The following is a 19,115-nucleotide window of genomic DNA, read 5'->3' on the forward strand; positions in this document are numbered from 1 at the left end:
CGCTGTGATATCTACTTGCTTTCGGTTGTTGTAAATCGCCTGAAGGGCAGCACCCGAAAGCGATCCCATGATTTGTCCGAAGGGCAGCCCTGACTGTTTCCCGGCTTGGGTCATCCCCATCTTGAGGGCTTCCCCGGTACCGGCGTCGCTCATCTTCTGGAAAATGTTCCCCTCCAAGTTTGATCGACAGTTCATTGACTTTGACTTGCAGTTAGTCCTGATTCGCTACCAGCGTGTGAGAGCGCTACAGTGGTGAATCAACGGTTCTGACAGACATCCACATACAAGACCGTTACTTCAGCAGTGCCTCGTTCTTTGGATCGTGGTATTTCGGATAGAACTCGACCTTGTTGTACCGTTCCGTGGCTTCGTAGCGTCCGTATCCGAGGACCTGAAATGCTTCGGGTGGCTGGACGCCCATTCGGACGAAACAATCGCGGATCTGGCACTTGAGATTAAATGCGAGATATTCTTGGAAGTCTTCAGGCGATTGTAGATCGATCGGCACGAGTTCGAAGCGCGCGTCTGGCTCACGGTCCAGTGGCTGTGTTACCTCAGTCACATGCTCGCGGCCACGACTGTCGAGATACGCCATGTGCAACGCTGAGACCGAATCGATGTACGCTGCTTCGGAGACGTCAATGTCGTTTTCGGCAACGAGATCGCCGAGTGCGTCGCCGAACTCTTCCCAGGCAGTCCGCTCGTTAGTATCGAGGTCCGTAACTGACTGTTCGTGGGCGTCCGGTTCGTCAAGATCGATCCCATACTCACTCGCAAGAGAGATTGCTCCCTCAGCGACCTCGGTTTCAGTCGGGTCAACGCCGAGATATATGTCTTTCCGGTAGAGGACAGACTCCTCGTCAACTCCAGATGGAATATCCACGATGCGCTCGGTGTCGATATGGTGACTCGCCATCTGCTGGTAGAGATCTCCGAACAGGTCCATGCACTTCTCGGTGGACATCGACTCGAGAGCCTGCCTGACGATGTTCAGCCGTTCCGGATGGATCAGTGGTGGTACCGTGTCGTATCCTCTCTTGGCGAAGACGTAGTATTGGGCGAACTTCCGTGTCTGACTAACGTGTTCGTTACCTTCCGGTGTCCGCTTGGCTGCCTTATCGGGATAGCCATCCTGTTCGTGATACTTGATATCTCCGGATTCATCCATCTCGATTAGGTGCTCAACGTCATTGTTATCGAAGACGCTGAGGCCGATTCTCTTGGATTCTCCAGTGATGATTGCATCCATACGTATCACCTCCTACTCTGCGCATCTCCGGTCGAGTTGTCAGATACAGTATCCTCTCCAATGTACCGTTCCATAGCATCTTTGACACGCTGGTCAATGACGGTGAGCAAATCACTGGCCGACTCGGCGGCGTTGGTCATCGCCTGCGTGCCATCATCGAAGAGACGTTCGTAGATGCCACCCAATTTGCCACCTTGTATCACTCGCTGAGCAGTCTCTTCGGCCTCACGTTCTAACTGCGGGTCGGGATCGATCTCGAGACCGAGATTCTCCTGCGGCAGCATCGAGATTGCCCCGTCGGTCTGCTGGCGGACGTGTGCCAACTCATGCGCGAGCACGTGCTTGCCCTCTGGTGATTCAGGATCATATTCGCCTGAATTAAACGCGACGTGGTTCCCGACCGTGAACGCTCGAGCGTTGATCTGCTCGCAGGCTTGCGCCGCCTTCGGCCCGGTGTGAATCCGCATGTCGCCCAGCGAATCTCCCATCCGATCCTCCATCGCGCGCTGAATGGACGGGTTCAGCGACCGGCCGGGTGAGGAAATCACGTCCCGAACCGAGTCGGGAACCTGCGTCTCGCCGGCGGGACTGGTGTCGGCCGCGGCGGCCGTGCTGCGCTGCAGCGAGTTCGAAGCCTGTCGGTCGATACTCCGGTGTCTGAATCGTCGGAAGATCGTCGTGATCGTGGCGAGTTTCTGCCCATCGCTGTGACAGTTGCAATGTTTCACCCCCTCAATAATAGTATTTGCCATTAGAATATACGCTAAATTTATTTGTTGATAATGTGTTGAGCCAACCGACTGAATGACGTACGAGACCACACGCACCCATCTGATGAATGAACTCGAGCGGCTGGGATACCGCCTCGGGCGGAACGTGAAAACGACCGAGATGACTTGAGAAACAGAGACGGGTGGCCTTGAGTCGTCTGGATTCGTATGCATTTCAAACTGTATCTCTCGATTTTTTACGTTCATGGGGCAAACAAATTTAATTCTGGGTGTGTCCATCTTACCCATGGGAGAACGTGTACACGGCCACACCGGGTCGGACGAGACGCTCCGTATCGGGCTCAACGGCTTCGGGCGAGTTGGCCGGAGCATCCTGCGCGCGTCGCTGACCGACGACGACGTCGAAATCGTCGCCATCAACGACGTGATGGACGACGACGACATGGAGTATCTGTTCCGGTACGACTCGGTTCACGGACGGTTCCGTGGGGTTTCCCGCGAGGGTAACACGCTATACGTCAACGGTCAGGAGATCCAGTTGCTCTCCGAGCGTGAGCCGTCGGCGTTGCCGTGGGACGACCTCGAGGTCGACGTCGCCTTCGAAGCGACAGGGCTGTTCCGCACCCACGACGAGGCCGCCCAGCATCTGGAGGCCGGTGCCGACAAGGTGGTCATCTCGGCCCCGCCGAAAGGCGAGCAGGACGTCCCGATGTTCGTCTACGGCGTCAACCACGAGGAGTACGACGGACAGGACGTGATCTCGAACTCCTCCTGTACCACGAACTCCGTCGCGCCGGTCTTGCAGGTACTCGACGAGGAGTTCGGCATTGTCTCCGGCCTGCTGATGACCGTCCACGCCTACACCGGGAGCCAGGGACTGGTCGACGGTCCACACGCCAAGCGTCGCCGTGGCCGTGCGGCCGCCGAGAACATCGTTCCGACCACGACTGGTGCTGCGGATGCCACCACCGAAGTCCTGCCCGCCCTCGAGGGCAAACTCGACGGGATGGCGATGCGCGTCCCGGTCCCGAACGGGTCGATCACCGACATTACCGTCAACCTCGAGGCCGACATCACGAGAGACGACGTGGCCGACGCCATCCGCGAGGCGGCCGACGGCAGACTCGCCGGCGTCCTCGGGTATACGGACGCAGAGATCGTCTCCCGGGACATCATCGGGCTTCCATTCGCTTCGTACGTCGACCTCGAGTCCGTGATGGTCGCCGCGAACGATCTCGTGAAGATCCTGGCCTGGTACGACAACGAGTACGGCTTCTCGACGCAAATGCTGGATCTCGCGCGGTACATTGCGATCGAGGCCGAGACCATCGACGCTGAAGGAGCGGTTGCTCACTGACGCCGTCGCCCCACCCCACCAGCTACCCGACGACTCGAGATACGCAGACACGTGACCTCCATTCAAACCATCGACGACCTCGACGCCCGACAGCGGTTACTGGTACGTATCGACGTCAACGCGCCCGTCGAGGACGGGGTCGTCCAGGACGACCGCCGATTCGCCCGCCACGCGGAAACTATCCGGGAGTTGCTCGACGACGACCACGCCGTCGCCCTGCTCGCCCACCAGGGTCGGCCAGGCCGAGACACGTTCGTCTCTCTCGAGCACCACGCCGACATCCTCGCCGACCACCTCGACCACGAGGTCGACTTCGTCGCCGATACCTGTGGCGAGTCCGCGCTCGCGGCAATCGACGCCCTCGAGCCGGGCGACGTGCTTCTCCTCGAGAACGTCCGGATGTGCGACGGCGAACTGCCCGAGGAGGACCCAGACGCCAAAGCCCAGACGGAACTCGTTCGGACGCTCGCACCGACGTTCGACGCGTACGTCGACGACGCGTACTCGACCGCCCACCGCTCGCACGCTTCGATCGTCGGCTTTCCGCGCGTTATGGACGCGTACGCCGGTCGCGTGATGGTCGAGGAGTACACGGCCAACACCGCCATCCGGGAGCGATCGTTCGACGGCACGGTTACGCTGGTTCTCGGCGGGACGAAAGCCGAGGACGCGATCCCGGTGATCGAACGGGTCGACGACACCGTCGATCGATTCTGCCTCGGTGGTATCGTCGGGGAACTCTTCTTGCGGGCCGACGGCTACGACGTCGGCTACGACGTCGAGGGGACGTCGCTCTTCGACCACCAGTGGGACGACCACCGGCAGACCATCGAGCGCGTGCTCGAAGCGTACGGTGACCGCCTGTCTCTCCCGACCGATCTCGCCTACGAGGACGACGGTTCGCGCGCAGAGACGTCCGTCGAGGGCGTCACGAAAGAGATGTCTTTTCTCGACGTCGGCTCCGAGACGGCCGCGTCCTATGCCGACCTCGTCTCCGACTCCGCAGCCGTCTTCGTCAAAGGCGCACTCGGCGTCTTCGAGGACGAACGGTTCGCCGACGGAACCGTGACGGTTCTCTCTGCGATCGCTGACACCGACTGCTTCTCGGTCGTCGGCGGTGGCGACACTGCCCACGCGATCGAACTGTACGGCCTCGATGAGGGTGACTTCTCACGCGTCTCGGTCGCCGGTGGAGCGTACGTCCGTGCACTCACCGGCGAGCGACTCGTCGGCGTCGAAGTGCTCGAACGTGAGCAGTGAACGACCTCACTCCGTCGACGTCACGCTATCTGCGTACACGTTCACCTCGCCGTCTTTCGTCAGGCCGATCGTCGTCGATCGCTCGAGTCGATTGGCGTTCGTGACCTCCTCGAGCATCCCGTAGAGGTGGGTGTAGAGTTCCGGCCGACAGTACGCGATCTTGATACCCGCTTCGTCGCCGTGAGTATACACCTGCGTGACGAGGTCGTCGAAGGACGTTCCAGCCGAGACGGTGAACTGGACCGGGGCGCGTAGCGTCTGCACGAGCTCGAGTGTCCGGCGTGCCTTCTCGACGTTCGATTCTGCGGCCCGTTCGATAGCGCTCACGTTCGAATCGGTCGTTCCCAGTTTGTCGGCGGCTTCTTGCTGCGTGTGACCCTTCTCACGGAGTTCGAGCACCTCCACCTGCCGGTCGGTCAGGATCGTTCCCTGGGCTTCCACCATATGAACTCAAATAGAAGTGTTTGAGATAAGCTTATTGGTCAAACAGCAAACGTTTCGATATGGCTATCGACGAAGTTCCGATCGGCCGACGTTCTGTTCTCTCGGCCATCGCTGTCGGGCTCTCCGGAGTCGCTGGCTGCTCCGGCTCATTTCGGGAGAGTGACGGACAGTCAGTGACTGTCTCGATGCTCACTGCGGGAAGCCTGAACAACGCACTCGAAAACGGATTGCGACCGAACGTGGATTCAACTGTCCAGATCGAAGCCCACGGATCAGCCGAAGTCGCCCGCCTCATTGCGGAGGGGCAGAAAGATCCCGAGATCGTCTCAGTTGCAGATACCGCGCTCTTCGACTCACCGCTCCAACCGGATTGGTTCGCCGAGTTTGCGACCAATTCGATCGTCATTGCGTACAATTCCGATACGGAGGGTGGCCAACAGCTCGCCGACGCAGGACCCGAGAACTGGTACCAGCCGCTCTTGGACGGAAATGTTGCAGTCGGGCGAACGGACCCAGATCTCGACCCGCTCGGCTATCGAGCGCTGTTTATGCTCGAACTCGCGACTGAATACTACGGCACTGACGCGAACCTCAGGGAAGCGATTCCCAGTAGAGAACAGATCTATCCCGAAACACAGCTCGTCAGCCAGTTCGAGACAGGCTCGATCGACGCCGCCATCGCGTATCGAAACATGGCCGTCGAGCGGGGGTACGACTACATCGACCTCCCCGCGGAGATCGACCTCAGCGATCCAGCATACACCGACACCTACTCGTCGGCCACCTACGAACTCCCGAGCGGGAAGGTCGTCAGCGGCGGACTCATCAGCTATGGATCGACGATCCGCCACCGATCGCCGACCGTCGTCGACGTGTTCGACGAACATATAACGGGCCAGTATTTGAACGAGTTCGGGTTCGTCGTTCCCGACGATTACCCTCGATTCACCGGTGATGCTCCCGATGCAGTCACACGCTAACACCACCGTCGAACGGGTCGACTGGCTGTCGGTGACGTTCCTGCTCGGGGCGGTGCTGCTCTGTTACTACCTCGTACCGCTCCTGTCTCTCGTTTTCAGTCAGCCACCGGGGACTATCATCCAACAACTGACTGGCCCCGACGTCGTCTCGGCCGCGACCACGTCGCTCACGGCGTCGATCGCGAGCGTGACTATCGCTGCACTATTCGGGCTGCCACTCGCATACTGGATCGCACGCGCCGATGGGTGGGCGAAAACGGCCGTGACCGCCGTGGTCGTACTGCCGCTCGTACTGCCACCGATCGTCAGCGGAATGGTGTTGCTCACCGTCGTCGGCCCGAATACGTTTCTCGGGGAACTGGCGGCAGCAAATGGAATCCAGCTCACTCGATCGGTCGCAGGGGTCGTGCTGGCACAGACGTTCGTCTCCTCGCCATTCGTCGTCGTCACGGCAAAAGCAGCCTTCGAGAGCGTCGACCGGAGCCTCGAGTACGCCTCACAGTCGCTCGGGAAGAGTCGGCTGACGACGTTTCGGCGGGTCACGCTGCCGCTTGCCTGGCCAGGAATCCTCGCCGGGATCACTCTCGCATTCGCCCGCGCGATCGGCGAGTTCGGGGCCACGATCATGCTCGCATACTACCCCCGGACGATGCCGGTCCAGATCTGGATTTCGTTTACGACCCTCGGACTAGAGAATGCGTTCCCCATGGCAGTCATTCTCGTCGGAATCGCCGTCACGACGCTCGTGGTGCTAAACGTGCTCGGTACGAACCCACTGGAGTGATCGATGCTGGAAGTAACGTCCCTCTGTAAGACGTACGGCGATTTCGAGTTCGGTCCGGTCGACCTCAGGGTCGACGACGAAGTGCTCTCGGTACTCGGTCCATCGGGAAGTGGCAAGACGACACTCCTGTCGCTGATCGCCGGGATCGTCGAGCCGGATGCGGGATCGATCTCGCTGAACGGCTCGCGGCTCGATGGACGCTCACTCCAGGAGCGACGAACCGGGCTCGTGTTTCAGGACGGGGCCCTGTTCCCGCACATGACCGCTCGAGAGAATATCGGCTATGCTGCACCCAACCCCGACCGGATTACGAAGCTTGCGTCGCTGCTCGAGATAACGGATATTCTCGACCGGCAGCCGCGGACACTATCGGGCGGCGAACGGCAACGAGTCGCGCTTGCACGCACGTTAGCGGCAGATCCTGACGCTCTGCTGCTCGACGAGCCACTCTCGAGTCTCGATGCTCCGATTCGGCGCCGACTACGTGGAGAGTTACACTCGCTGTTCGACTCACTCGAGATCCCCGTCATCTACGTCACTCACGATCAGCGAACGGCGATGGCACTCGGTGACCGAACCGCGATCTTCCGAGACGGTGCAATCGAGCAGATCGGGTCGCCGACGACCGTCGTCAATCGGCCCGCCACGCAGTTCGTCGCGAGATTCACCGGCAACGAGAACCTCCTCGAGGCGACGGTCCTCGAGCAGGACGGAAATACGGCCCACCTTCGAGTCGGTGCCGTCGACTTTCGTGCAACTACTCCAGAGATAGAGAAGGCGGCCGTCACGATCTGTATCCACCCCTCGCGTGTGCGGCTGCATGCACCGGACGAAGCCGTCGATACTCGCGGTGAAAACACAGTCGTCGGAACGATTGACAACTGGTTGAACGAGGGAGACGGGTACCGGATAGAAATCAGCCTCGATGACGCACCGGCGACGCTTACTGCGACGATTCGACCGCCGGCATTCGACCGGTTGGCGATCGACGCCGGCTCTGGCGTTCGAATCACGGTTCCTCCCGGCGCGGTTCACGTAGTTGGATGACGAGATGCTACCGTCAGCGAGTCGGAAAACGGCCTTCCTATCGGGCCGAACAGGTATCTCACATTTAGGACCTGGTGATTTCTTATCGCGAGTCAAGCACCGCAAGAGTGAGAGCGAGAGATAATATCTCGCCTATCACGATCAACGCGATAGTCCGACGAAACTGGCCTCAGCGTGTCGCTTCGATTTCGTCGAACAGGTCGCTCACCCGTCGTTCAATTTCGTCTCGGATTGCTGCGACAGCAGCCGGTGATTTCCCATCTGGATCGTCGAGGTCCCAGTCTCGGTTCTCACCGGCCCATCCCGCTGGACAGACGTCGTTTGCAGAACAGCCCATAGTGATGACGTAATCACTTGCCTGCGTTTCCTCGAACGTAATCTCCCGCGGAGTCCGACCGGCAATATCGATGCCGACACCGTCCATCGCCTGCACGACTTCGTCGTGGACGTTGTCGGCGGGCCGGGTGCCACCGGTGAGGAGTTCGACTTCGTCCTCGAGGTCTCTCCGCTTTACCGTCCGCTGGGCGAACGCATAGGCCATTTGCGATCGGCCTGCGTTCTGAACGCAGACAAAGGCGATGCGAGTCGGTTCGCTGGATTCAGGTTGTGACGTCATTGGTGTGTCCTGGTATTAGTCGTCATTGGAGGCCTGATCAGGCGCAGTTGCCTCGAGCCGACCGGTCGTTGTCCCGCTCCAGTCGAGCTGGCGCTGGAAGTAGAGGGCGACGTTGACTAGTGCGAGCAGGACGGGAACCTCGATCAGCGGGCCGACGACCGTCGCGAAGGCAACGCCAGAGCCGACCCCGAAGACCGCGACGGCCACTGCAATTGCGAGTTCGAAGTTGTTCGAAGCGGCGGTGAAGCCGATCGCAGTCGTCGTCGAGTAGTCTGCGCCGATCCCTTTGCCCATGCCGAAGCTCACGAGGAACATCACCACGAAGTAGATCGTCAGCGGCACGGCGATCAGGAGCACGTCACCGGGTGAGGCGACGATGTTCTCTCCCTGGGTGGCGAACATCACGACGACTGTGAACAGCAACGCGACCAGTGTCAGCGGGTCGATTTTCGGAACGAACGTTTCGTCGTACCATTCCTCGCCCTTCGTTCGGGTGCCGACGTACCGGGTGAGGAATCCACCGGCGAAGGGAATGCCGAGGAAAACGACGATCGCCCCGAATACCTGGGACGGCGTCACGTTGAACGTCTCGATACCGGCGACGAGCGTCTCCATCCCGAGCAGCGGCGGGAGGAACAGCCCGAAGAACCAGACGTACACCCCGTAGGTGACGATCTGGAAGAGACTGTTGAAGGCGACGAGCCCGGTCACGTACTCGGTCGACCCCTCGGCGAGTTCGTTCCAGACGAGTACCATCGCGATACACCGGGCCATCCCGATGAAGACGAGACCGAGGAAGTACTCCGGGCGTGCGGGAAGGCCGGGGACGAGTCCGCTAAAGAAGACGACTGCCAGTCCGAACATCAGCGTCGGGCCGATGAGCCAGTTCTGGATGAGACTCAATCCGAGGACGCGCCAGTTGGTGAAGACAGCCCGAAGCTGCGAGTAGTCCGCTTTTGCCAGCGGTGGGTACATCATCGCAATCAAACCGATCTGGACGAGGTGCAGATCCTGAATCGGTTGAGTGACCGACGGTGCGACGAAGCCGAGACCGACGCCGATCGCCATCGCGCCGAAGATCCAGACGGTGAGATACTTATCGAGGAAATCCATCGACTGCGGGTCGCCGCAACTCTCGCAGCCGCAGTTCGGTCCGTGGTCGTGGGTATCGGCGTTACTCATAGTGATACAGCGCGGAGATCCACCCCTGTAGCAGTGGACGAAAGCGCGTCGGATGCGCTGCCAGCCATCGCGCACTGGCCGGCGACGGGTTCGGAATCGGTGCCTCGAGGGTTCGCAAACGAGTGTGATTTCTCACATATCATACCGGCCACAAGCGTCGGTGTGGACGAGCTGACAGTCAGGCCACCTCGAAATCGGGGGCGAGGATGCGTCCCTGCACCGTACACACATCCGTCTGTGCCCACCGATACGGGAAATCCGGCGTGTAGCGGTGTCTCCAAGCGGGACCACCCTGCGATGGGAGGAGTCGGGGACGCGAACGGAGTGGCTCGCGTCCCGGCGAACCACCCTCGGTGAACCCGGTACCTCTGACGCTCCACAGAGCGTGGGGCGAAACCGCTCCGGAGGAAACCCATGACTTCAGTCATCGGTCACCTGACCCGTGACCACACCGTCCAGCAGGGTTAGCAGAGACACGGCGACGTTCGAGGCACGGTACTTCCGCCATCGGCCATCTTTTCGGCGTGTCACCAGGCCCGCGTCGGTCAGATCCGAGAGGGCGTGACTGATCGCGCTCTCGCTGGCGTCGACCATCGCGTTCAGTTCACAGACACAGAGTTCGCCGTCGGCAGCCACGAGCAGCCGAACGAGCTTGTACCGCGTCTCGTTCGCGAGCGCCGTCAGTACGTTGAGGTCGGCCTCGATCTGGTCGGTCGAGAGCACCGCCTCGAGTGCATCGAGCTCCTCGAGCCGTTGGTCGACGTCCTCGGGACGACAATCCTCGAGTTCGTCCTCGAGGTATCGCTGGAGACGCTGAGTCGCTGTTGACATCACCAATTAATTGAGGGAGACATCAATTAACTCTTTGGGTGGAAATCGACAACGCAACTATCAACCCATTATACGACTACATTATTGCTCTCTGGAGCAAATGGAACTGCTATATATGAATGGATATTCAATTGGAATGTGCACCAGTCAAGTATCGAACAGAAGTGGCCGCAGTTGCGTTCTGAAGACAGGTATGCAGTCAAAGAACCGGCTAATCCGATAAGAACGGCAAAGGTAACTGGTCAACTGGATCTGGGGAGGTATCTCAGCGGAAGAACGGAGACGAGAAAGGGAAGGCCTTTGGAGAGTTCTGTTTTTGACTTTTTGTCGGATGCATATTTGGTGATTTTGTTTTGTTGTGTCACTGTGTGTTGGTGAGATCGTACGAACGTAGTTGGATAGCGTGACCAGGATTCACCGGCCAGTGATGCCTCTCATCCTAATCTGAGTTCTTGCCCACCGAGGATGGACTGGAGCTGTTCAGGCGGATCAAGTCCTCGTCGTTTCCACGTGGCTAACATGGTCGTAATCGTCTCGTGAATCTGGACCCCTTCGGCTGAGCGGAGGGTCCGGAACATCTTCCGCAGCACAACTTGCTCGCGCAGAGCGCGCTCTGCGCGATTATTCGTCGAATCGACGTCTGGCTCTGTAACGAACGTCAGCCAGTGCCCTAACCCGTTCCTGATCTTCTCGATCAGCTTCTTGACCTCCTGTGCCTCGTAGTCTTCCCTGATCAGGCCTTCCAGATGTAACGACGCCTCCGCCCGCTTTTGCTCGCGGGCGGAGGCGGACGGATCCTCCTCGTCGAACGCCGTTAAATCGTCATGGAGAGCGTGTAACTCCTCAGACAACCTCTCTGCTTCCTCGTACCGTTCAGCAACGTACTCCGCCTCCCGCAACAGATGTGCCCAGCACCGCTGGAGCTTCGTGTGATAGCTCGGATACGCTGACCAACCGTCACAGCTGAGCGTTGAGTCCTCGGCGAAGTCCTCGCCGAGGACGTCCTCTAACACCTGACTTCCACGACTCTCATCAACCCAGAACAGCACTTCTTCGTCAGTAACGAACGTCCACGCCCAGTGTTGCTCTCCGTCAACAGGAAATCCCGTTTCATCGCAGTAGACGACGTCACTTTCCTGAATACGGGCTTTGACATCGTCATACGCGGGTCGCAGCCGGTCTGCGACCCGCTTGGTCAGGTTGTAGATCGTCCGATGAGAGATGGGTGTATCGAGTTCCCAGTCAAACAGCTCCGCCTGTTTACGGTTTGGAAGTCGCTGATGGAACCTACCGAGGGCGGTTTGGGCCATGATATTTGGCCCAAACCGCCCGGTTTCCGGGCAGTCTGGATGTTCAGCAACGACTTCGTTTCCACAGGAACAGCGGTGTTTGCCGAGTTCGTACTCGACGACAGTGGTTGGAATAGGGAGAGGTATGTCGATAATCGTCCGTGAGATGTAGCTGTCCGGGTTAGAGAGGATTTGCTCACAGTCTGGGCAATATCCCTGATCGACTCGAATAGTCTCCTCTGGTTCCGGAGGCGGTCGAGTTGTTCCTTCGTGACCTTCGTCACGTCCTGGAGAGGAGCCGCTGGCGGCGTCAGCGTCGCCGCCAGCGTCGTCCCCTTGGTCTTCGTTCTCTTCCTCGTCGCTGTCATCGTTGCCAGGTGATCCAGCCACGCCACCCTGCTTACTGGGAGGTGTGTTTGGGTTTTCGTACCGCTTGAGGCGAGCCTCAAGTTGTTCGATCTGCTGTTGTTTTGCAGTGATCTGACGACGAAGAAGTCGGTTCTCAAGCTCTTTGACGACGAGTTGCTGGCGGAGATGCGTACTGTTCTCGGTGCGGATCGTGGAATCTATCGATTCCAGCGATCCGCTAACCCCCAGCGACACACTTGATTCACCATTGAGAGACCATTCATGAGACTGCTACGAAATCGGTCTGACGGCAAATCGCTATCCAACTACGTACGAACGTTCTCCCCAGCAATCAAGCGATTATTCTTGACGTGCCTGACCTCTCTTTAGAGCTGTAGCTACGAATGACAGAACCCGTGCACGGAATCTCAACATCGATTAACTGACCGGTGGGGGACGATTCGTCCCCCACTGTGACAAACAACTGGTCAGATCATGTTGCGGCTGCTGATGACAGCCGCACTCAACGATCAGTTGACGAGCGCCTACAAGATATCGGTCCACTCTCAGGCGGGTGGCTGCCTCTAACCAAGCAAGCCGCCGAGGTCGTCGACAAGACGACCTCTGCGGCCGAGTTGGTCACTCACCTCGACGTCAGCCAATACTGCCGTGCTGATCCCATTCCCCATTGGCACGACTCTAAACCGTTCGAACCGATGCTCCGGGCGATCCTCCTGAAGGAACTCGAAGACGCGTCCGATGGCTGGCTCCATCGGACGCTCGACAGTGACCCTCAACTTGCTGACGCTCTTGGCTTCAATCCCGATGACACACCTTCACGAAGCACGATCTCTCGGGCACAGACTAACCGGTTTGCGGACCTCCAATCGACGATCGAGACCGCTACTCGTCAGATCCAAGCGTTGGCCGCTGAACGCGGCAGTCCCATCGGGACACCGTACGAAGACAGCGCTTCGGAGGAGCCGATAGGCTCCTCGAAGCGCACAGTCAACCGTCTCATTCGGGGAAAAACACGTGACCTCCTCGACGAACTCCAGACAGTCGTGTTGCCCGCCTTCGAGTTTGATCGGCCTGATGACCCGGTTTACGACGACGAGGAACTCCTGATGCTTGAGGCCTGTCTCGGGGTGACAGGCACCGCCGCTAACGGCGGTGCCGAAACCTACGGCGATTTCGTCAATCCTGACCCGGATCTCGACGATCCCTTCTACGAGGATGGACCGAGTGGAGAGACGCTTCTGGAAGCGATCAAGGACCTTTCACCGACACAAATCGCGGAGATGGTCAACCGGGGCGCGGCCCGCGTCTTGACGCGGGCCAAGCCTCGCTTGGAGTTCGAGACGCCTGTCATGCTGTCGATCGACATAACCTACGTCGCTTTCTACGGGGAGCGTGAGGAACTCGTACGTGTCCAGGGTGCGCCAAAGGACAAGTCCTACGACTGGTGCTACAAGTTCGCAACCGCGAACGTTGTTGGAGACAACGTTCACTTCGCAGCTGCGATGCTTCCAGTTGGGCACGCCGATTATCACGATCCAGAGAGCTATCCTGGCGAGGACAAGAGTTACCGAGTCGGCGACGTTGTTCGCCGACTCGTCGACCACGTCAGCGACGTCTGTCGGGTTCATACGCGGCGCCTCTACGCTGATCGGGAATTCTACGCCACGGACGTATTTTCGGTGCTCGAACAGCGAGACCTTTTCTACGTGATCCCGGCACCGCGCGATGACCGCGTCAAGCGGTTCATCGCGCGCATGGACGAAGATGTGGAGGGACAAAAGCAAGTGACAGTCAAATCCGAGCACGCGGTGTACGGGCCGGTAAAACACTGTGTCCCCAACACCAGAGCCGAGACAACGCTGGTCGGACTCCCGCCAGACGAGGACCGCGACGAGGTGCAGGTATTTGCGACCAATCTCGACGTAAACGACGAGATTGGTCTTGACCGGCGCTTGACGAAAAAGCAGATCAATCGCTACAGACGCCGAGGCGGGATTGAAACAGCTTATAGCAAGATCAAGGAGTTCGCACCGTGGACGACGTCGACTAACTTCTCTGTCCGGTTGTTCCACTTCGGCTTTGCAGTCCTGTTGTACGATCTGTGGCTGCTCGTGGACTTCCTCGTCCAGACGTTGATTGATGTCATCGAGTTTCGCACGAAACCGCGGGTGACCGCCCCGCGGTTTCGTGCGTTCCTCCGGAGGGAGGTGAGCGCATTGCTGTAGATCCCGCTCTGTGCTTGCCCTTCCCAAGAGGTATCACTGTCTAAATCGACTGATTATACCGTTCTCGCCCACCAGACCGCCACTCACGGGTGGTGAGTGGCGGTCGTGATTCCTTGGTCGGCCTGTATTCTGGACCGATTCCAACCGACAGACGCGAATCTCGTGCACGGATTTCGGGGTATTCGCAGCAGCACCTTAGAGGAATGGGTATAGTGACATAGGATTTATTTTTGGCAGTGACTTGATTGTATCTATGGTTTCGAGAAACAGATGGGTCCCTGGGATCCTTTGAAATATATAGAAAATCAGCCGTTCAGCGCCGGATAGCCCCGATTTGCTGGACCAGCAAATCGTCAGGAGAATTTTGTGGCCACTCGTTGCGGTATCGGTCAGCGTTACTATCACGAGATCATGACAGACTACTCACTCGCGTTCAAGCCGGCGATCGGACTGTACGGTCAACACGATCCGAGTGCCGTCCTCTTCGAAAATGGCGACCCTATTTTCGGCGTCGAGGAAGAACGGTATACGCGAAAAAAGCACGCTACCGAGACGTTTCCCGAGAACGCGATTCGAGCGTGTCTCTCACACCGCAACCTGGAGATCACGGACCTCGATCGCCTGCTGCTTCCCTACGACCCCCAACTTCGTGGCGAAATCGCCACGCACTACCTCTCCGATGCGATTCGAGTACCCGGCCTGGGACGAAAACTCTCCGCTCTGGAGCGAACGCTCGTCACTCAGATCCGGAGCCGATTCGCACCGACGCGGCAGATTGAAGCCCGCCTCGAGTCGTTCGGGACGCCGCTGCCGCCGATCGAAACGATTCCACATCATCGCTGTCACGCTGCGAGCGCGTTCCACCCATCGGGATTCGACGAGGGCGTCGTACTCACGGTGGACGCGAAAGGCGAGTACGATGCGACGGTCGTCTGGCACGCGACGGAGCAGCGACTGAAGCGAGTTCGGACGTACGAGCACCCAAACAGCCTCGGTCTCTTCTTCGCCATCGTGACCGAGTATCTCGGCTACCGTATGTTCAACGGCGAAGGGAAAGTGATGGGGCTTGCACCGTACGGCACCGACAACCCCGAGATCGAGTCCATCTTACGGGAGCTGATCGACACCGGCGTCGACTACGACGTGACCGATCTGACGAAACGCTGGGGGACCGGTCACGGCGTGGACGTTCTCGAGGAGGCGTTCGGCCGCCCGCGAACTGAGACACCTGGAGAGTTCGACCAGTGGGAGAAAGACCTCGCACACACGGCCCAGAAACTGCTCGAAGAGACGGTCGTCGAGATCACGGAGACGGCAGTCGATCGGCTCGGGACTGCGAACGTCGCACTCGCGGGCGGGGTCGCGCTCAACTGCAAATTGAACAAGTGCGTCCGGGAGTCGCCGGTTGTCGACGACGTCTTCGTCCAGCCCGTCGCTCACGACGCGGGACTCGCACTCGGGGCGGACTGGTCGCGTCACCGTCCAGCCGACGTCGACCGCCAGACCGACGTCTATCTCGGCCCCGAGTTCGAGGCCGACGAAATTCGGTCGATACTCGAGACGAACAAGATCCCATATACGGAACCGGACAACCTCGAGCGCTACGTCGCCGAACGGCTCGCGGATGGCGACCTCGTCGGCTGGTTCCAGGGCCGACTCGAGCTGGGGCCGCGCGCACTCGGGGCAAGGAGCATCCTCGCCGACCCCCGGACCGCCGAATCTCGCGACCGGGTCAACCGATTCGTCAAACACCGCGAGGAGTGGCGGCCGTTCGCGCCGTCGATGCTCGAATCGGCGGCCGACGAGTACCTCGTCGATGGACGGCCGGCCCCGTTCATGATCGATGCCTTCGACGTCCGACCGGGGAAGGCCGATGAACTCGCGGCAGTCTTGCATCCTGCCGACGACTCGACGCGGCCCCAGACCGTCCGCGAGGATCAACACCCACGGTATCATCGACTCATCTCAGAATTCGCTGACATTACCGGGGTGCCCGCCGTCCTCAACACCTCGTTCAACGACCACGCCGAACCGATCGTCCGGACACCGACACAGGCGCTGAAAGACTTCTACGGAATGGGTCTCGACGTCCTCGCTCTCGACGATTTCGTCATCACAAAAGAGTCGTCGCGAAGCCCCCGTCGTCGTGAGGGAGTCACTGTAGAGACGTAGGCTCTGGTCGAGTTACCGAATCGGATCAGGTTCTCGGAAGAGACGACCTCGTTCCTCGGCAGCAGTAGCGCGAGCCCAGGTAGCAGCTGCCCGGTGTGGATCGGATATTTATATCCGTGCTATCTTAACGTGCTACCATGGCTCTCGACAGATACGCGACGGAACGTGCCGACCTCGAGCCCGACGCTGGCGAGGTCGAGACTGCGGAACTGGTCGTCAGCGACGACGTGCTCGTCAAACTGTTCGCTCTCGGGCCGGGTGCCGAACTCGAGCCACACGACCACCCCGAGAGTACGAACGTGTTCCAGGTTCTCGAGGGAACCGTGACCGTCGTGCAAGACGACGAACGTGAGGACGTCGACGCGCCTGGCGTCGTCTGCCACGAGCGTGGCGTCGCTCACGGTGCTCGAAACGAGACCGACGAGACCGTGATTTTCACTGCGAGTCTCTGTCCACTTCCGTCCTGACGACGGACCACGGTCTCGGGAGCGACTCCCGGTCCGATTTGGAATAGGTACGATAGGTACCTTGTGTGCATAACTCTCCTCGTCTATGCGACTGTTCTGCCTATTTCCGAGTTCACCGTGAGGAACGTCGTACCCATCACAATAGATCGGCCGTGTAAAATAGGCACCTAATGTCCAATAGGTGGGCGTTTTCGAGTGGGTACCTATTGGATCGTGAGGCAGGTCGAACCGACGAAGGGACTCCGAGTATCGTGGGAAATATCACTTGTCGACCTCGAGTTCGGTTGTCTCGGCTACTGAAGTACTCACTGTGGATTGGTTCGACGCACGCGTCGAACCGATCGGGTTGTCGCTGGCCACTTCCTCGAGGAGTGGCCGTCTGTCGGAACGAGCGATGGCCCTCCGTTCAGTGCAACGACGCCACGACAGGCGCTTTACCTATTGTACCTTTTATACTCGGCTTGCAAATTTTACAAAGTGTACCTATTCTCTAATTTCCGATCGAGGTTGCGACCTGCGTACTGTTCCGATGAGTTCTCCGAACGGAGGTCCCCGGAGTGACGAGCGATCGAGACGGCTCAGAGCTGAGTCTGCTACGTCACGAGGCATCCAGGTTCGCTCTGTGGCCAGGATAATAGGTGCCCAAGCCACCTATTATACATCTTCCCGATTTTGACAATGCCACGAATAGTGTGACTTTGGAGACCTTTCGTTCGATAGGTCCACAAGGTGGAATAGCCACTGTACCAGTCGGTGAAGTCGATCAGTGGTTGCACCAACGTAGATACATATCTTGGACACAACAGGTGCACGAGGTGAAGTAGCTATCTCACCTGCCCCTCCTATTATTACTATCGGACCTGGTATACTCTGGATAGGCCCGCGATCCTGGTGTGGACTCGTTCAATAGGTCTACAAGGTGGAATAGCTACTGTACCGGTCGGTGAAGTCGACCAGTAGCTACACCAGCGTAGATACACACCACAGATACAATAGGTTCACAAGGAGGAATAGCTACCTCACCTAATTCACCTACGCTCATCTCGATAAGTCGTAACATCAATTTTCCTTACTCTCCAAGTGTCTTCCAAGATGGACGAGAAGTCTGCGCAAGTGTTCCTTCCACCACGTGAGCGGTGCTTTGAACGTCTCCGTCTCGCCCGCTTCGGCGAGACGGTGACGTGTGTCCATTGCGAGAGTGACGACGTTGTCAAGCGCGGAACAACCGGAAAAGACGCCCAGCAGTACTGGTGCAAGGGGTGTGAGACGTACTTCAACGACCTCACAAACACGATCTTCGGCCAACATCGCTTCGAACTGGAAGAGATGTTCTATATCGTCAAGGAGATGCGATCTGAGCCGACCGCTCAGATCGCTCGTGACCTTGGCCGAGACTACGAAGCTGTTCTCAACTTCGTTCACAAAGTCCAGGATGTGAGCGGGGAGATCGATGAATTTGAGCTGTACGATGTCTGTGAAGCTGACGAGATCTACGTAACAGCTGGTGAGAAAGGGATCGAAGACGAGGATCAGAGTCCGCGCAAGCGCGGACTCAAAAAAAGGGACGAGGACGATTCGAATCAGACAAACCACCGGTGTTGACACTCGTCCGTCGGGATGACGGACGAGTTCGGTTTCTCGTCTGCAAGGATCTCCAAGACGCCGACGAAGACATCGCTGAATACGGTGATGGAAGCGTCATCCTCTGTACCGATGATTACACAATCTACGACGAGATCGAGGAGAAGGAGGGGGTGGACGGCCATCTGGCCGTCACCCACTCCGACACCTACGTCATCGGCGATGCCCACACGAACACCTGTGAGAACCGCCACAGCTTCCTTCGCCAGTGGCTGGCGAAGTTCAGAGGTGTCTCAAAACATCATCTCCAACGGTATCTCAATTTCCTTGAACTGAAACTCAACGAACCAGATAGCTGGTTCGAGAAACTCCTATGTTACAATGTATCGGGATGAGCGATTCACCTATTGTTGGTGTCGGACCTGTTATCGGTGTCGGTGCTGTCGAAAGTACGGTGGCTATTCCGTAGTAAACGTGGTGTAGAGTGGGCAATAGGTACCTCGTTCACCTCACCTGTCCCACCTATTCCAC

15 protein-coding genes and 1 pseudogene are annotated in these 19,115 nt (G+C 58.6%); 9 read left to right on the top strand and 7 right to left on the bottom strand.

Features of this window, described 5'->3' with window-relative positions:
* Positions 1-292: 292 nt before the first annotated feature.
* Both MU558_RS22515 and MU558_RS22520 read right to left on the bottom strand, forming a co-directional pair.
* Complete coding sequence (locus MU558_RS22515) at positions 293-1,249, bottom strand: DUF7958 family protein (protein ID WP_246975721.1); 957 nt, start codon at positions 1,247-1,249, stop codon at positions 293-295.
* Between the two features lie 179 nt (positions 1,250-1,428).
* Positions 1,429-1,932: pseudogene (locus tag MU558_RS22520) on the bottom strand (eCIS core domain-containing protein); the annotation flags it as partial.
* A gap of 334 nt (positions 1,933-2,266) precedes the next feature.
* Here MU558_RS22520 and gap point away from each other — a divergent pair.
* The gene (gene gap / locus MU558_RS22525; protein WP_246975723.1) at positions 2,267-3,337 is read left to right on the top strand and encodes a type I glyceraldehyde-3-phosphate dehydrogenase; all 1,071 of its coding nucleotides are present in this window, start codon (positions 2,267-2,269) and stop codon (positions 3,335-3,337) included.
* A 51-nt stretch (positions 3,338-3,388) separates the two neighbouring features.
* Positions 3,389-4,597: a phosphoglycerate kinase gene (locus MU558_RS22530; RefSeq protein ID WP_246975725.1), complete on the top strand. Its 1,209-nt coding sequence runs from the start codon at positions 3,389-3,391 to the stop codon at positions 4,595-4,597.
* Positions 4,598-4,603: 6 nt separating this feature from the next.
* On the opposite strand, the gene MU558_RS22535 is transcribed toward MU558_RS22530, so the two are convergent.
* On the bottom strand, positions 4,604-5,041 hold the full coding sequence (locus MU558_RS22535; protein WP_246975727.1) for a Tfx family DNA-binding protein: 438 nt from the start codon (positions 5,039-5,041) through the stop codon (positions 4,604-4,606).
* A gap of 59 nt (positions 5,042-5,100) precedes the next feature.
* Between MU558_RS22535 and MU558_RS22540 the strand changes: the two genes are divergently transcribed.
* The 3 genes from MU558_RS22540 to MU558_RS22550 are packed head-to-tail and all read left to right on the top strand — an operon-like array spanning position 5,101 to position 7,852.
* Complete coding sequence (locus MU558_RS22540) at positions 5,101-6,021, top strand: extracellular solute-binding protein (RefSeq protein WP_246975729.1); 921 nt, start codon at positions 5,101-5,103, stop codon at positions 6,019-6,021.
* The gene (locus MU558_RS22545; protein ID WP_246975730.1) at positions 5,996-6,805 is read left to right on the top strand and encodes an ABC transporter permease; all 810 of its coding nucleotides are present in this window, start codon (positions 5,996-5,998) and stop codon (positions 6,803-6,805) included. Before MU558_RS22540 ends, MU558_RS22545 begins: the two co-directional genes overlap by 26 nt.
* A gap of 3 nt (positions 6,806-6,808) precedes the next feature.
* Complete coding sequence (locus MU558_RS22550; protein ID WP_246975732.1) at positions 6,809-7,852, top strand: ABC transporter ATP-binding protein; 1,044 nt, start codon at positions 6,809-6,811, stop codon at positions 7,850-7,852.
* A gap of 169 nt (positions 7,853-8,021) precedes the next feature.
* Here the strand turns inward: MU558_RS22550 and MU558_RS22555 are convergent, their stop codons facing one another.
* The 4 genes from MU558_RS22555 to tnpC all read right to left on the bottom strand — a co-directional run bounded on the left by MU558_RS22555 (position 8,022) and on the right by tnpC (position 12,373).
* Positions 8,022-8,468, bottom strand: coding sequence for an arsenate-mycothiol transferase ArsC (locus MU558_RS22555; RefSeq protein ID WP_246975734.1), 447 nt, complete (start codon positions 8,466-8,468; stop codon positions 8,022-8,024).
* A gap of 15 nt (positions 8,469-8,483) precedes the next feature.
* Complete coding sequence (arsB, locus tag MU558_RS22560) at positions 8,484-9,650, bottom strand: ACR3 family arsenite efflux transporter (protein WP_246975736.1); 1,167 nt, start codon at positions 9,648-9,650, stop codon at positions 8,484-8,486.
* A 420-nt stretch (positions 9,651-10,070) separates the two neighbouring features.
* Positions 10,071-10,481, bottom strand: coding sequence for an ArsR/SmtB family transcription factor (locus MU558_RS22565; RefSeq protein WP_246975738.1), 411 nt, complete (start codon positions 10,479-10,481; stop codon positions 10,071-10,073).
* A 434-nt stretch (positions 10,482-10,915) separates the two neighbouring features.
* Complete coding sequence (gene tnpC / locus MU558_RS22570; RefSeq protein ID WP_246971934.1) at positions 10,916-12,373, bottom strand: IS66 family transposase; 1,458 nt, start codon at positions 12,371-12,373, stop codon at positions 10,916-10,918.
* A gap of 461 nt (positions 12,374-12,834) precedes the next feature.
* Between tnpC and MU558_RS22575 the strand changes: the two genes are divergently transcribed.
* The 4 genes from MU558_RS22575 (at position 12,835) to MU558_RS22590 (ending at position 18,979) form a co-directional block, all read left to right on the top strand.
* Entirely contained in the window at positions 12,835-14,364 is a 1,530-nt protein-coding gene (locus tag MU558_RS22575; RefSeq protein WP_246969338.1) for a transposase, read from the top strand.
* 411 nt (positions 14,365-14,775) lie between these two features.
* A complete protein-coding gene (locus MU558_RS22580) occupies positions 14,776-16,536 on the top strand; it encodes a carbamoyltransferase family protein (protein WP_246975740.1) in 1,761 nt (586 codons plus the stop codon).
* Between the two features lie 137 nt (positions 16,537-16,673).
* A complete protein-coding gene (locus MU558_RS22585) occupies positions 16,674-17,003 on the top strand; it encodes a cupin domain-containing protein (protein ID WP_246975743.1) in 330 nt (109 codons plus the stop codon).
* A 1,092-nt stretch (positions 17,004-18,095) separates the two neighbouring features.
* Positions 18,096-18,979, top strand: a protein-coding gene (locus tag MU558_RS22590) for an IS1595-like element ISNpe28 family transposase (RefSeq protein ID WP_015310310.1) whose coding sequence is annotated in 2 segments (ribosomal slippage) — positions 18,096-18,558 and positions 18,558-18,979 — 885 coding nt in all. Because the reading frame shifts where the segments join, the coding sequence is not laid out codon by codon here.
* Positions 18,980-19,115 lie beyond the last annotated feature (136 nt).

Source organism: Natribaculum luteum (assembly GCF_023008545.1).
Taxonomy (GTDB): domain Archaea; phylum Halobacteriota; class Halobacteria; order Halobacteriales; family Natrialbaceae; genus Natribaculum; species Natribaculum luteum.

What these genes read in the sequence shown, in the direction of transcription:
- MU558_RS22515 (WP_246975721.1), bottom strand. Translation starts at nt 1,249, where the DNA reads ATGGATGCAATCATCACTGGAGAATCCAAGAGAATCGGCCTCAGCGTC.
- gap (WP_246975723.1), top strand. Translation starts at nt 2,267, where the DNA reads ATGGGAGAACGTGTACACGGCCACACCGGGTCGGACGAGACGCTCCGT.
- MU558_RS22535 (WP_246975727.1), bottom strand. Translation starts at nt 5,041, where the DNA reads ATGGTGGAAGCCCAGGGAACGATCCTGACCGACCGGCAGGTGGAGGTG.
- MU558_RS22540 (WP_246975729.1), top strand. Translation starts at nt 5,101, where the DNA reads ATGGCTATCGACGAAGTTCCGATCGGCCGACGTTCTGTTCTCTCGGCC.
- MU558_RS22545 (WP_246975730.1), top strand. Translation starts at nt 5,996, where the DNA reads ATGCTCCCGATGCAGTCACACGCTAACACCACCGTCGAACGGGTCGAC.
- MU558_RS22550 (WP_246975732.1), top strand. Translation starts at nt 6,809, where the DNA reads ATGCTGGAAGTAACGTCCCTCTGTAAGACGTACGGCGATTTCGAGTTC.
- MU558_RS22555 (WP_246975734.1), bottom strand. Translation starts at nt 8,468, where the DNA reads ATGACGTCACAACCTGAATCCAGCGAACCGACTCGCATCGCCTTTGTC.
- arsB (WP_246975736.1), bottom strand. Translation starts at nt 9,650, where the DNA reads ATGAGTAACGCCGATACCCACGACCACGGACCGAACTGCGGCTGCGAG.
- MU558_RS22565 (WP_246975738.1), bottom strand. Translation starts at nt 10,481, where the DNA reads ATGTCAACAGCGACTCAGCGTCTCCAGCGATACCTCGAGGACGAACTC.
- MU558_RS22575 (WP_246969338.1), top strand. Translation starts at nt 12,835, where the DNA reads ATGCTCCGGGCGATCCTCCTGAAGGAACTCGAAGACGCGTCCGATGGC.
- MU558_RS22580 (WP_246975740.1), top strand. Translation starts at nt 14,776, where the DNA reads ATGACAGACTACTCACTCGCGTTCAAGCCGGCGATCGGACTGTACGGT.
- MU558_RS22585 (WP_246975743.1), top strand. Translation starts at nt 16,674, where the DNA reads ATGGCTCTCGACAGATACGCGACGGAACGTGCCGACCTCGAGCCCGAC.